The organism is Coprococcus sp. ART55/1 (genome assembly GCF_000210595.1).
GTDB classification, from domain to species: domain Bacteria; phylum Bacillota; class Clostridia; order Lachnospirales; family Lachnospiraceae; genus Coprococcus; species Coprococcus aceti.
In genome coordinates this window covers 1,362,268-1,376,667 of record NC_021018.1, presented here as the reverse complement: position 1 = coordinate 1,376,667, position 14,400 = coordinate 1,362,268, and the positions used below count along the sequence as shown (strand labels likewise).

Below are 14,400 nucleotides of genomic sequence, written 5' to 3'. Positions count from 1 at the left end.
GCTTGTCACATGTGTTGATGAGATCAGAAGTGTGAAGGCTCTTGTTAAGGAACTCATGGCGGAGCTTGACGCTGAGAATATAGCATACAACAAGGATATCCAGGTCGGTGCAATGATAGAGACTCCTGCGGCAAGTCTCATAGCAGACCTGCTCGCAAAGGAGGCAGACTTCTTCAGCATAGGCACAAATGACCTGACGCAGTACACTATGGCGGTTGACAGAGGCAACGCTAAGGTTGCTTATCTGTACTCATCCTACAATCCTGCAGTCCTCCGTTCCATGAAGAATATCATCGAGGCGGCAAATGCAGTGGGCATCATGGTAGGCATGTGCGGTGAGGCGGCAGCAGATCCGTTGCTCATACCTCTCCTCATATCATTTGGACTGGGAGAGTTTTCAGTCAGTGCCACTTCAGTCCTTGCGACAAGAGGAACGATAGCCAAGTGGTCGAAGGCTGAAGCAGATGAGTTGGCAGCAAAGGCACTCTCACTTGCAACAGAGACGGAGGTTGCGGAACTTCTCAAAGCAAATGTAAGATAGATTAAAAGTGCACAATATGGCTTGGTAAAAATATGAGCACATTTTTGTATGTTTCATGTGTTTGAGAAAACAATAATGAACAAAAACCATGACTCGTAGTGACTATTTTCACGAAAATAAAAAAGTCGGCATTTTTAACTGGAAAAAGTGCCGATTTTTTTGTTACAGTATATTTAGTAGCAGGAAGAACATTTGGTGATCAGAGTAAGCCTTGCGAATCGAAACAGGCAGGCGTATCATATAGCAATTTTAGTGCGTCTGTTTCATTTGTATTGTAGATGGAAATAATATGGATAGGAGGATGTAATAATGTTTGAGAATGAAAAAGTAAACCATGTGAAGTTTGGTGAAGGCAGTGTGATGGAATGTGATGGAAGCCATATAAGAATAGTATTTTCTTATAATAATGTAGAAAAGACATTTGCCTATCCGGGAGCATTTGACAAGTTTGTCAGCTTCCAGAGCAAAGAGGCACAGCAGGTAGCGGAGAGCGAGCTTGAGCAGATAAAGCTGAACCAGAAAAAGCTGGAGGGAATGAAGAAGCTTATAATTCAGGAGAATGAGCGAAGGAAAGAGGAAGCACTCAAGGCCAAGGCGAAGAGAAAGAGACAGTAATATAAAGTAAGATATAGAAAAAGCTAGTAAGATGTATTGACACTGAAATGTGCCAGCAAGATTGTGTGATGAGACAAAAGAATAACAGTGGATGCAGTTTTGTATCACGTGAGATATAATAGTCCCTGCCAGAGAGAAAATTTTCTCTTTTGGCGGGATTTTTTGCACCTGAGGATAATTTTTAGGATTTTGTGCCTGAAGGAACGAATAAGGCACTTGCAAGGATAAATTTGTACCAAATATGGAAGATGCGGTGCAAATATGAAAAACACAGTGTTGCAGTAATGCAGTGCTATTTTTACATATACCTTGATTTTGTTGATATTTTTTGCTAAATTAAGTACGTACGTGTATAAATAGGGGGCATTTGCACCCATTTACAGAATAAAATGATCATAACAGTCAGATTTGGCTGTCGGAAAGGACGGAGCACAGAGTGTATAAGATTACTAAGGTTGAACAGTTGACAGAGACCATATACCTCATGGACGTGGTTGCACCACGAGTTGCAAATAAATGTCTTCCGGGACAGTTTGTAATTGTCAGAGGTTCAGAGGATGGAGAGAGAATCCCTCTCACTATCTGTGATTACTCAAGAGAGGACGGAACCATCACTATAGTATTCCAGGTAGTTGGAGCTGCTACAGAGATGATGAAGAATAAGAAGGTTGGAGATTCATTTGCGGATTTCGTTGGACCACTTGGATGTCCATCAGAGTTCTGTAAGGAGGATATAGAAGAACTCAAGAAAAAGAAGATTCTGTTCGTTGCAGGTGGTGTTGGAACAGCGCCTGTATACCCACAGGTAAAGTGGCTCCACGAGCAGGGTATCGATGCTGATGTCATCGTCGGAGGAAGAAACAAGTCACTCATCATTCTTGAGGATAAGATGAAGAAGGTAGCCGGCAACCTGTATATCACAACAGATGACGGTTCATATGGAAGCAAGGGTGTCGTTACCAATGAGATCCAGAAGCTTGTAGACGCTGGCAACAAGTATGATGTATGTGTTGCTATCGGACCTATGATCATGATGAAGTTTGTATGTAAGCTCACAAAGGAGCTTGAGATTCCTACAGTTGTCAGCCTTAACCCTATCATGGTAGACGGAACAGGTATGTGTGGTGCCTGCCGTGTAACAGTAGGTGGAGAGGTCAAGTTCGCATGTGTAGACGGACCAGAGTTCGACGGACACAAGGTGAACTTTGAGGAGGCTATGCAGCGTCAGCAGCTCTACAAGACTGTAGAGGGCAGAGCATTCCTTGCAGCAAAAGAGGGCGATACACATCATGGCGGATGTGGAAACTGTGGAGGTGACAAGTAATGGCTATAGAAGTAGATGTTTGGAAGAGAGTGCCGGTTCGCGAGCAGGAGCCACAGGTACGTGCAAAGAATTTTGAAGAGGTTTGTTACGGATATAATGAAGAGGAGGCTATGGCTGAGGCTTCAAGATGTATAGGATGCAAGAATGCCCCATGCATGAATGGCTGTCCTGTATCTATCAATATCCCTGGATTTATAGCTCAGGTCAAGGAGGGCAACTTCGCTGAGGCGTTCAAGATCATCAGCGAGTCATCAGCACTTCCTGCTGTATGTGGACGTGTATGCCCACAGGAGACACAGTGTGAGCAGAAGTGTATCAGAGGAATCAAGGGCGAGGCGATATCCATCGGTAAGCTTGAGAGATTTGTTGCTGACTGGGCTCGTGAGAACGGAATCAAGCCAGAGCCTGCAAAGGAGATGAACGGTCACAAGGTGGCAGTCATCGGATCAGGCCCTTCAGGTGTGACAGCAGCCGGAGATCTTGCAAAGATGGGTTACGATGTAACTATATTCGAGGCACTTCACCAGCCAGGCGGAGTTCTCGTATACGGAATCCCAGAGTTCCGTCTTCCAAAGGAGAAGGTAGTTGCCAAGGAGATCGAGAACATCAAGTCACTTGGTGTCAAGATAGAGACAAATGTAGTAGTAGGAAAGTCAGTTACCATCGACTCACTCCTTGAGGATGAGGGCTTTGACGCAGTGTTCATCGGATCAGGCGCAGGACTTCCTAAGTTCATGGGTATCCCGGGTGAGAATGCCAACGGCGTATTCTCCGCAAATGAGTACCTCACAAGAAGCAACCTTATGAAGGCATTTGACGAGAATTCAAATACACCTATCATGAGAGGCAAGAAGGTTGCCGTAGTCGGCGGTGGAAATGTTGCTATGGATGCAGCAAGAACAGCACTCAGACTTGGCGCTGAGACACATATCGTATACAGACGTTCAGAGGAGGAGCTCCCAGCCAGAGTTGAGGAAGTTCACCACGCTAAGGAAGAGGGAATCATATTTGATCTCCTCACAAACCCAACAGAGATCCTTGAGGATGAGAACGGCTGGGTATGCGGTATGAAGTGTGTGAAGATGGAGCTCGGCGAGCCTGATGCATCAGGCAGAAGAAGACCTGTTGAGATTCCTGATTCAGAGTTCACAATGGACGTTGACACAGTCATCATGTCACTTGGAACTTCACCAAACCCACTTATCTCATCGACAACAGAGGGACTTGAGACAAACAAGTGGAAGTGTATCGTTGCAGAAGAGTCAAACGGACAGACGACCAAGGAAGGCGTATATGCCGGTGGTGATGCCGTAACAGGTGCTGCAACAGTTATCCTTGCAATGGAAGCTGGCAGAGCTGGTGCAAAGGGAATTGATGAGTACATCAAGAACAACAAGTAATAATCATATAGAGTCATAAAACGAGGCTGATGTGTATAGGGAATACTTTACATCAGCCTTTTTTGATAAAATAACTTAGATGACAGATATTCAAAAGGGAGGAAATAAATTGGGGAATATAAAGAAAATGATATCAGTGATACTGGTAGTGGTATGTGTGTTTGCGTTTACAGCGTGTGGTAAGACTGAGACGCTGGATGGAAAATGGGTGCTTGTAAAAAGTGAGACATCAGATGGCAAGACGTATAAGGTCAAGGGTGAGGACACAAAAGAGATCTATGAAATAAGTGGTGATACTGCAACATTTTACTATTCCGGTAAGGCGATGGGGGATAAGACTATCAATCTGCAGGTGGAACAGACGGGGGATAATCAGTACAACTTTAAGATGACGGATACTCTTAGCTTTTCAACGGGCACGATAGATGGAAAATATCTGAAATGCACCATAGGAGATACGATATTTATATATGAGAAGGATTAGAAGGTTGAACATAGAAATAACAGTAAAGACTTGTAGGAAAAAACGTGACGAACAGGGGGAAACGATATGTACGATGAATTTGCAAAATGGTTAGACCGGATATTGGACGAGAATATGCCGCTGCCGGGGGTGGCGATCAACTTCAATATATATGAAGAGGTGGACTTGCATTGGTCGATCCAGTTGATAAGTTCAACTTATTTTGACGAGGAGGACGAGGACTGGAATTGTTACGAGGAGTTCACGACAGGGGAAGATCTGTACGAATGGCAGCAGGGTGTAGGCTGGGAGAAGATACTTGATATTTCCTGTGAGATGATCAGAAAGTATCTCACAGAAGGAAAATATGCTGAGAAACTTAAGAAGTACGAGGCTGTTGCCGCTGGATTCGTGGACGGCGATGTGGAAATCCTGTACAGAAGATAGAGTGTTATGGAAACTAGTATGTAGTAGAAAATTGAAAATCTAGTGGGTAGTAGGAAATCGAGTGAATTGTGGGAAAACGAAAGCATTATAAGAAATAATGCACGTTGTATGAAAATGTGTGAGTTGTAGAAATATAGTAAGTATTGCAGAAAAATTGTGATAGGTGGGTGACAACATGAAAACTTTATATGTATCAGATCTGGACGGTACGCTTCTTCGCAGCGATGAGACCACATCCGAGTATACAAACAGTGTAATCAATAATCTGACAGATAGAGGAATGATATTCTCTTATGCCACGGCGCGCTCCCTTATCACAGCTAAGAAGGTGACAAGCGGACTGCGGGCAGAAATTCCACTGATCGTATACAATGGGGCGTTTATCGTAGACAATGTTACCGGTGAAGTCCTTGCTGCAAATTACTTTGATGAATCGGTAGGATCAGTGCTTGACGATCTGTTCGGTAATCAGATATTTCCGATAGTGTATGCGCGGATAGATGGCAAGGAGAAATTTTCGTATGTTCCGGAGCTGTGCACAGATGGTATGAAGAAATTCCTGCTCAGCAGGCAGGGGGATGTCAGGACAAATATCGTAAAGTCAGCAGAGAATTTGAAAGCAGGAAACATTTTCTACATAACCTGCATTGACAGTCCGGAAAAATTAAAGCCAATGTACGATAAATATAAAGAAACATTTCACTGTGTATATCAGAAAGACATTTATACGGATGAACAATGGCTGGAGATCATGCCGTTTGCGGCATCTAAGGCAAATGCAATAAAACAGTTGCAGAAACTTCTGGAATGCGACAGGGTGGTTGCCTTTGGAGATGGCAGGAATGATATAGATATGTTTGAACTTGTTGACGAAAGCTACGCAGTGCAAAATGCTGATGAACAGCTAAAAAGGTATGCCACATCGGTTATATCATCAAATGATGAGGATGGGGTGGCGCACTGGCTTGAGGATAATTATATCGTAAAATGACGAAAACTTATGGGTAAAAATCCAGGTTGAGTATAACGGTAAATATACATAAAAATCAGGTTGTAATTTGCGCAGAGCAGGGTATATAATGACACTACACATTTATAATCTTAAGTAAATATGCTAATATGATTGTGAAACACAAGTTGCACCACGAGATAAGGTGCTTGAATAGGGAAAAGGACAATTGCGGTTATGTAGGATAATATTGTAATTGCCTTAGAAATTGAGAAGGAGAAGACATCTTATGGAAAAGAAAGAACTGATATACTACAGACTGGATGAGGTGGATGAGAAGATACTTGCCATGCTTCAGGACAATGCACGTGTATCACTTAAGGATATAGGCGCTGAGGTGTCCATGTCACCTACAGCAGTTGGAACAAGAATAGACAGGATGCTTGCCGAGGGAGTGCTTGAGGGATTTACGACCAAGCTCAACCCGGAGGCTATGGGTCATTATATCAAGGCATTTATCAATCTGGAGGTTTCACCTGAGCAGAAGGCTGAGTTCTATCCATATATAGACAGCGTGTTAAATGTTGTGGAGTGCAACTGTGTGACAGGAGATTACTCAATGCTCATTGAGGTACGTTTCAAGACAACAGCAGATCTCGATCATTTTGTTGGTGAACTTCAGAGATTTGGCAAGACAAAGACTCAGATCGTATTCTCCACAAATGTAAAGCACAGATGCAGATACTGGAAGAATGATCTTCACCACGATGAGGAGAAGAAGTAAAAAGTGAAAACTGTGTCGAAAAGACTTTAGACGTTTAACTCAGCGGGAAATACCCCAAAACAAGAAGAATGTTTATAAATAATAAGCTTAATTGATAAAAACAGGGGAAAATTAAGCAAAAACAAAAAAATACTTAGATTTCACAAGTTTTTTCTTTACAATCTTAATTTCCTATACTATAATAGGGAGCGTGGTCAGAAAATAATTAACAGGTCACGATATATAATCAGTTTAGGAGGATTTTTACTATGTCATATGTTGATGAAGTACTCGAGATAGTACAGAAGAAGAATGCAGATCAGCCTGAGTTCTTACAGGCAGTAACAGAGGTTCTTGATTCACTCAGACCTTGTATCGAGGCAAATGAGGAGCTTTACAGAAAGAATGCTATCCTCGAGAGAATCACAGAGCCAGATAGACAGCTCATGTTCAGAGTACCATGGGTAGATGACAACGGACAGGTACAGGTCAACAGAGGTTTCCGTGTACAGTTCAACAATGCCATTGGACCATACAAGGGAGGTCTCAGACTTCACCCATCAGTAAACCTTGGTATCATTAAGTTCCTTGGTTTCGAGCAGGTTTTCAAGAACTCACTTACAACACTTCCAATCGGTGGTGGTAAGGGTGGTTCAGACTTCGACCCTAAGGGTAAGTCAGACAGAGAGATCATGGCATTCTGCCAGAGCTTCATGACAGAGCTTTGTAAGTATATCGGTGCTGATGTCGATGTTCCAGCTGGAGATATCGGAACAGGCGCTAGAGAGATCGGTTTCATGTTCGGTCAGTTCAAGAGAATCCGTGGATCATACGAGGGAGTTCTCACAGGTAAGGGACTTACATATGGTGGATCACTTGCTCGTACAGAGGCTACTGGTTACGGACTGCTTTACCTTACAAACGCACTGTTAAAGGATCATGACATTGATATCGCAGGCAAGACTTGTGCAGTATCAGGTGCTGGTAATGTTGCAATCTACGCAATCCAGAAGGCACATCAGTTAGGTGCTAAGTGTGTTACATGTTCAGATTCTACAGGTTGGATCTACGATCCAGAGGGAATCGATGTTGCACTTCTTAAGGAAGTTAAGGAAGTTAAGAGAGCACGTCTTGATGCTTATGCTGCTGCTAGACCATCAGCTGAGTACCATGTAAAGAAGGATGCAAATGATCACGGCGTATGGTCAATCAAGTGTGACCTTGCTCTTCCATGTGCTACACAGAACGAGCTTAACCTTGACGATGCTAAGATGCTTGTTGCAAACGGCGTTATCTCAGTAACAGAGGGCGCTAACATGCCTACAACTCTTGAGGCTACTAAGTACCTTCAGGAGAATGGTGTTCTCTTCGTTGGTGGTAAGGCTGCAAATGCAGGTGGTGTTGCTACATCAGCTCTTGAGATGAGCCAGAACAGCGAGAGACTTTCATGGACATTCGAGGAAGTTGATGGCAAGCTCAAGGGAATCATGGAGACAATCTACGCTAACATCTCAGATGCAGCAAAGAGATACAACATGACAGTTGGCGGAAACGCAGACTATGTTGCAGGTGCTAACATCGCCGGCTTCGAGAAGGTTGTTGACGCTATGCTTGCTCAGGGCGTTTGCTAATCCTAAGCATTTGGCGGGAGCCTTATCTTCAAATCAACTAGACATAAGATTATAATATAAGACTATAGACGTCCATCTGTGGAGTGATCCACAGATGGGCGTTTTTGCGTTGCGGTTGTCTTCGGTGACTCTTGTTGGTGTAATCTCTATGTTGTATATCCAATCACGTTTGTCTACCCTCACTTTGACTTTGTTTCCATCGTGCACGCCGCGCCAAGCACGATAAGGGCGCCTAGCTCTCTGCGGCGGCACAGAAGCGTCAAAGTTCGGTCGCCGACACTACCGATTGGATATACAACGTAGAGAATACACACCAACAGGAGTCACCGAAGACAATTTTTTATATTTAAAGTTCGTTTAAGTTTTACAGGCTATTATAGCATCATCAATAGGGAATAAGGTAAAGAAAGGATGATGCTTATGGCAGACAACACGTTTAAAAGATATGAACTTAAGTACATGTTAGATAGAGAACAGTACGAGCAGATAATGAGCGAAATGATAAGGTATATGCAACCGGACAGGTAGATCATTAACATATATTTCGACACTCCTTCCCACAGGCTCATCAGAGACTCCATAGAAAAGCCGGTTTACAAAGAAAAGCTCAGGCTCAGAAGCTATGGAGTCCCGGATGACGATTCAGAGGTTTTTATTGAGCTCAAGAAGAAATACAAATCTGTTGTGTACAAAAGAAGGCTGGAGGTGCCTGAACAGGAGGCCATGGATTATCTGGTGGGCGGTCAGCCGCTGCACGAGGATTGTCAGATAGGAAGGGAGATAGATTACTTCATGCAGGTGTACAAGGATCTGGAGCCTGCGGTGGTTCTCTCGTATGAGAGAGATTCCTACAAAGGAATAGATGATCCGGAGCTCAGGATCACGTTTGATTACAATATACTGTGGCAGAATGACGATCTGACACTTCAGAAAGAACCATATGGGCACAAGGTCATACCAGAATATAAGGTGTTGATGGAGATCAAGATGTCAGGCGGGTTCCCGCTGTGGCTGTCACATCTGCTCACAAAGTATGAAGCATACAAGACGTCATTTTCAAAGTATGGAGAGGCGTATAAACAGATGGTAGGCTGACATAAGTGGATCATATACATTTAAAGCCAGAAACTAAAAAAGACGAATTATGTAAATGATAAAGTGGCAAACATAGACAGGAGGAGATAGAAGATGACAGGATTATTTGACAGTATATTTGGAACGGCGACAACGATATCAGTGCAGGAGTTTCTGATCTGCATAGCGGTATCCCTTATAATAGGAGTATTCCTTGCGTTGGTTTACGCATTCAGAAGTAAATACACCCAGAGTTTTCTGGTGACATTGGCACTTATACCTGCGGTTGTGTGCGTGGTGATCATGATGGTAAATGGCAATGTTGGCGCGGGTGTTGCTGTGGCAGGTGCATTCAGCCTTGTAAGGTTCAGATCGGTTCCAGGTTCGGCAAAGGAGATATGCGCCATATTCCTTGCGATGGGAGCTGGACTTGTGACCGGAATGGGATTTATAGGATATGCAGTATTATTTGCCACCATACTAGGCGGAGCGATGTTCATTTGCAGCCTTACTGGATTTGGCGGCGGAAGGGATGAAGAGAGAGCCCTGAAGATCACCGTGCCTGAAAATCTCGACTATACAGAGGCATTTGATGAGATACTTGCCGACTGTACAGACAGTTACAGACTGACAAATGTGAAGACGACCAACATGGGAAGTCTGTTCAAGCTTACATATGTGGTGAAGCTTAAGAATGACACAAATCAGAAGGATATGATAGATAAGCTCAGAGTGAGAAATGGCAACCTTGAGATCATGCTGGCACAGGTGGATTCGGGGGACATGACATTGTAGAAGTCAGTTGATAAGGCAGATACTTAGTAAGGAGATGATCGTATGAGGAAGAATAAATATATGAGACATATAGCGGGAATCCGCAAATGTCTGGCTATAGGGTTGACAGCGGCCATGTGCATGGCAATGCTTGCCGGATGTTCAACCAGCCAGAGCACAAGCTCGACTTCAGGTGATGAGGTGACAAGTGATGTGAGCACAGAGACGGACGCTGATAAAGAAAGCCCAAATGGCAGTGCGGATGCAGAGAATACCAGTGTAAAGACAGAGATGACTGTGGAGGAAATGCAGGCGGCTATAGATGAAGCCATGAGTGATGCGGCTATAGATATAACAGATATGTTCACGAAGCGGGATCTGGCGGGAACCTATGATGAGAGCGAGGCTGTAAAGATAACATTATCGGGAAAGACAGCCGCATGTAATAGTTCAAATGTTCAGATCGAAGATGGAGTGGTGACGATCAAAGCGGCCGGTGTATACGTTCTGTCAGGGACATTCACAGACGGCATCATCGTGGTGGATGCGGGCGATGACGATAAGGTTCAACTTGTACTTGACGGAGTATCGATCACGGCTGTGGACTATGCGGCAATATATGCGAAGAACGCTGACAAGGTATTTGTGACGTTGGCGGAAGGGGCAGAGAATAGCCTTACGGTGTCCGGGGACTACGTCCAGACGGATGACAACAATGTGGATGCCGTGATATTTGCCAAATGCGACCTTACACTTAACGGCACCGGAAGCCTGACGGTCAAAGACACTACGGGACATGGAATCGTGTCCAAGGATGACCTGGTGGTTACAGGTGGCACTTATACCATAGACAGTCAGGATCACTGCCTAAACGGCAAGGATAGCGTGAGAATTGCGGATGGAACATTTAACCTGAGTTGTGATGAGGATGGTATACATGCGGGAAATGACGACCAGCAGGATGGATATGTATATATAGAAGGCGGAGATATCAACATATCGGTTGGCGATGACGCGATCCATGCGGAGGGACTTCTGATAATAACTGGTGGAGATATAGATGTATCTAAGAGTTGTGAGGGGGTAGAGGGGGATAAGATCCTTGTGACTGGCGGTGATATAGATGTGATATCCAGTGATGACGGCTTCAATGCAGCTGGAGGCAGCTCAGGCTCGGGAGACAACCATGATGGTTTTGGAGGCGGCCCAGGTATGGGCGGAGTGGACATGGATGCCGACAATGATGCATATATTCTTATAACAGGAGGAACGATAAATATAAATGCCAACGGTGATGGAATAGATTCCAATGGCTACATTGGAATTACAGGAGGCAGCGTACATGTACTCGGCCCTTCGGACAATGGCAATGGCGCGATGGACTACGGAATCTGTGCTGCGATAACAAGAGGCGGGATCGTGGCTGTGGGTGGTTCTGGTATGGCACAGGGATTTGGAGATGAGTCCACACAGTGCTCGGCTCTGGTCAACTTTGACGAGTGGATAGACGCCGGAGAGACGATCACACTCACCGATTCCGATGGCAAAGAAGTGCTCAGCTACAAGGCAGACAAGAAATTTAACTCGGTTGTTATCAGCACATCAGACATGAAACAGGGGGATAACTACACTTTGACTGTCGGTGACCAGAGCAGTACATTTACACTGGATGATATTACATACAGCGAGGGCTCAGGCGGAATGCAGAGACCGGGCGGCAACTCAGATGATGGAAATATGCAGAGACCAGGTGGCAATTCAGATGATGGAAATATGCAGAGACCGGATGGTGATTCAGATAATGGGCAGAATGACAGCACAAATAGCAGTTTACAGAACAAAGACAATAGTTCGAGCTCAGACAGCATGAGTATATAGAAGATAATTCCAGACGTTTTAACAGCCGAAAACAGTTGATTAATTTGCAAAAATGCTTAATACTATAAAGATATGAGATTTTTGTAGTTAATACACAGTTGGTAAAAAGAGCAGATACCCAATATGACTGGAAGGAGAACCCATATGAAGTTATATGTTGCAAGACACGGAGAGACGGAATGGAACAGACTTAATAAGGTCTGTGGCAGGACAGATTCCCATCTTACAGATAAAGGACTTCAGCAGGCACAGCTCCTTGCAGAGAGATTGGATAGCTGCTCTATTGACGTGATAATAGCATCGCCGCTCTCCAGGGCACAGGAGACAGCACGAGCGGTGGCGGAGAGAAAGCATTTGCCGGTACTTACGGATGAAAGGCTTATAGAACAGGATTACGGTGTGTATGAGGGTGTCCAGAGGGACGACAGGGATTTCCTGAACAATAAAAGAATGTTCGCATACAGATATCCTGGTGGAGAATCCATGATGGATATTGCCAGGAGAACGTACGATCTTATAATTGAAACCCGCGAGACCTATCCGGATTCGTCGGTACTGTTTGTCTGCCATAACGGAATATGCAGGGTGATATGCAGCTATTTCATGGATATGACCAACGAGGAGTATTTTGGATTCAGTCAGGACAACTGTGGGTACAATATCTACGAGTGCTGATCTGAGAAGGAGTGTTTTATAATATGAAGGAATTGTTTATAGATTCATTTAAGGATGCACTGTTTGATACGGTGAAGCTCATCCCGTTTCTGCTCATCACCTATGTGGTCATGGAGTGGCTTGAGAGAAAAACTGCAGGCCGACAGGCACATGTGCTTGGAAAGGCAGAGAAGCTTGGGCCATTGATTGGCGGAGTGTTGGGAATAGTGCCACAGTGCGGATTTTCACTTATGGCATCCAACCTGTACAGCGGAGGCGTGATAGGGGCGGGCGTGCTCATAGCCGTGTTCATGTCAACCTCGGACGAGATGCTGCCGATCATGCTGTCAAATGACGCGATAAGCGCGGGGACAATAGTGAAGATCCTTGCGACAAAGGCGGTCATAGCCGTAATAACAGGCTATATAGTAGGATTTGTGCTGGACAGACTGAGAAAGCCGGTCCAGGTAAAGAAGATAGATCCAGTCCACAGACATGGCGGACATGATGAACACGAACACCATGGCGGACATGTGCACAGTGACACTGCAAAAGCGGCAGAAAGCTCCATACATACACAGAATATAGTGTATAAGGATGCTGCTGAGAAGAAAGGAAAGGGACATGTGCATGACTATGTCCATGAGCACAGTCACGACCACGGACATTTGGGAGAGAAGAATATCCATGAGGTGTGCGAACAGGAACACTGCGACTGCGAGGGTGGAATATTCAGATCTGCTCTGGTGCACACTGCAAAGATTGCGATATTTATATTTATATTCTCACTTGTGATAAATGTGATCATAGAGGCTGTAGGAGAGGAATCCATAGCCCGCATATTCAATGATGTGCCTGTGCTTGGAGAGGCGGCAGCAGCGTTGGTGGGTCTTATTCCTAACTGTGCGGCATCAGTCATAATAACCGAGCTGTATCTTCAGGGAATACTCAGCGCGGGTGCTATGATGTCAGGACTTCTGGTGAGTGCAGGAGTAGGCCTTGTGGTGCTCTTTAGGATGAACAGGCATAGACCTGTGGAGAATATAAGGATAGCAGTGGTGCTGTATGCTGCAGGACTTGCGTGGGGACTCATAATAAATGCTCTTGGAATCACATTTTAGCAGAGTGTAGAGAAAATAAATGTAAGCGATGCGCAGTGACTGCATTGCAATAAAGTAAAAAAGGGCTGCGAAAAAACTCAATCGAGTTTTTTCACAGCCCCTTGTGTGTGTGTGTTGTTACTTTGTGCGTTTCTTACCGCAGACAGGACAGATATCCTGATCCGTAGGCTGTCCGCATCCCCAGCAGATCCAAGTGTCCCCTTCACTGGATGGTTGCTCCGCCAGCTTTTGTGTCGGCTTCATCTTGAAGTTTTTGGAAACAATCTCCACATTGCCGTCCTCGTCAAGAGTAGTCTTGATATCTGCGGCGGCGGGAGTTGTGTCCGATGAAATATTTTTCTTCTTTTTCCCAAATCCAAATCCCATTTTATAACCCCGATTCTATAACATATATAAAATATTCTAATGCAATATATACAATTAAGCAATAGAAATTTGGACGGAATTGCCTATACTGTTGTAAAATTTGATGAAAAGCACCTATTGCCATGCGCCATCAAATGTGATCACCTGACCATTCAGGTATTCTCCACACTCGGCAATGTGCACAATGAAATCTGCCGCTTCAGAAGGTATGGCCATTCTTCCTGCAGGTATTTCATCCTCCAGCATCTGGCGTTCCTCCGGTGACAGATGACCGTTCATGGAGGTGTCAATTGCGCCAAATGCTATGGCGTTGACAGTTATACCGCTTGGAGCAAGCTCTTTTCCAAGAGCCTTTGAGAAGGAATTTACAGCACCCTTGGAGGCTGAATATGCGACCTCA

General features: G+C 44.6%; 16 protein-coding genes. 14 read left to right on the top strand and 2 right to left on the bottom strand.

What is annotated here, in order from left to right; translation table 11 throughout:
* The 14 genes from CCU_RS06420 to CCU_RS06355 form a co-directional block, all read left to right on the top strand.
* A partial coding sequence (locus CCU_RS06420) for a phosphoenolpyruvate--protein phosphotransferase (protein WP_208896051.1) occupies window positions 1-541 on the top strand: 541 nt, incomplete at its 5' end.
* 309 nt (window positions 542-850) lie between these two features.
* Complete coding sequence (locus CCU_RS06415; protein ID WP_015534006.1) at window positions 851-1,156, top strand: hypothetical protein; 306 nt, start codon at window positions 851-853, stop codon at window positions 1,154-1,156.
* A 436-nt stretch (window positions 1,157-1,592) separates the two neighbouring features.
* A complete protein-coding gene (locus CCU_RS06410; RefSeq protein WP_055147166.1) occupies window positions 1,593-2,480 on the top strand; it encodes a sulfide/dihydroorotate dehydrogenase-like FAD/NAD-binding protein in 888 nt (295 codons plus the stop codon).
* Window positions 2,480-3,880: an NADPH-dependent glutamate synthase gene (gltA, locus tag CCU_RS06405; protein ID WP_015534005.1), complete on the top strand. Its 1,401-nt coding sequence runs from the start codon at window positions 2,480-2,482 to the stop codon at window positions 3,878-3,880. The genes CCU_RS06410 and gltA overlap by 1 nt, the downstream gene beginning before the upstream one ends.
* A gap of 109 nt (window positions 3,881-3,989) precedes the next feature.
* Entirely contained in the window at window positions 3,990-4,364 is a 375-nt protein-coding gene (locus CCU_RS06400; protein WP_055147169.1) for a hypothetical protein, read from the top strand.
* 66 nt (window positions 4,365-4,430) lie between these two features.
* Window positions 4,431-4,790 (top strand): hypothetical protein, encoded by a 360-nt coding sequence (locus tag CCU_RS06395; protein ID WP_004851321.1) that lies wholly within the window; start codon window positions 4,431-4,433, stop codon window positions 4,788-4,790.
* A 175-nt stretch (window positions 4,791-4,965) separates the two neighbouring features.
* Window positions 4,966-5,781, top strand: a complete 816-nt coding sequence (locus CCU_RS06390; protein ID WP_015534004.1) for a Cof-type HAD-IIB family hydrolase — start codon at window positions 4,966-4,968, stop codon at window positions 5,779-5,781.
* A gap of 247 nt (window positions 5,782-6,028) precedes the next feature.
* Window positions 6,029-6,523 (top strand): Lrp/AsnC family transcriptional regulator, encoded by a 495-nt coding sequence (locus CCU_RS06385; RefSeq protein ID WP_015534003.1) that lies wholly within the window; start codon window positions 6,029-6,031, stop codon window positions 6,521-6,523.
* A 248-nt stretch (window positions 6,524-6,771) separates the two neighbouring features.
* A complete protein-coding gene (gene gdhA / locus CCU_RS06380) occupies window positions 6,772-8,133 on the top strand; it encodes an NADP-specific glutamate dehydrogenase (protein WP_004851315.1) in 1,362 nt (453 codons plus the stop codon).
* A 528-nt stretch (window positions 8,134-8,661) separates the two neighbouring features.
* Window positions 8,662-9,228 (top strand): polyphosphate polymerase domain-containing protein, encoded by a 567-nt coding sequence (locus tag CCU_RS06375; protein WP_330369943.1) that lies wholly within the window; start codon window positions 8,662-8,664, stop codon window positions 9,226-9,228.
* A 93-nt stretch (window positions 9,229-9,321) separates the two neighbouring features.
* Window positions 9,322-10,002, top strand: coding sequence for a DUF4956 domain-containing protein (locus tag CCU_RS06370; RefSeq protein ID WP_015534001.1), 681 nt, complete (start codon window positions 9,322-9,324; stop codon window positions 10,000-10,002).
* Window positions 10,003-10,044: 42 nt separating this feature from the next.
* Entirely contained in the window at window positions 10,045-11,859 is a 1,815-nt protein-coding gene (locus CCU_RS06365; RefSeq protein ID WP_015534000.1) for a carbohydrate-binding domain-containing protein, read from the top strand.
* 144 nt (window positions 11,860-12,003) lie between these two features.
* Window positions 12,004-12,534, top strand: coding sequence for a histidine phosphatase family protein (locus CCU_RS06360; protein ID WP_015533999.1), 531 nt, complete (start codon window positions 12,004-12,006; stop codon window positions 12,532-12,534).
* A 23-nt stretch (window positions 12,535-12,557) separates the two neighbouring features.
* A complete protein-coding gene (locus CCU_RS06355; protein WP_015533998.1) occupies window positions 12,558-13,634 on the top strand; it encodes a putative manganese transporter in 1,077 nt (358 codons plus the stop codon).
* 117 nt (window positions 13,635-13,751) lie between these two features.
* Here the strand turns inward: CCU_RS06355 and CCU_RS06350 are convergent, their stop codons facing one another.
* Complete coding sequence (locus tag CCU_RS06350) at window positions 13,752-14,000, bottom strand: hypothetical protein (RefSeq protein WP_015533997.1); 249 nt, start codon at window positions 13,998-14,000, stop codon at window positions 13,752-13,754.
* Between the two features lie 114 nt (window positions 14,001-14,114).
* On the bottom strand, window positions 14,115-14,400 hold a 286-nt coding region (locus tag CCU_RS06345), incomplete at its 5' end, for an SDR family oxidoreductase (protein ID WP_208896049.1).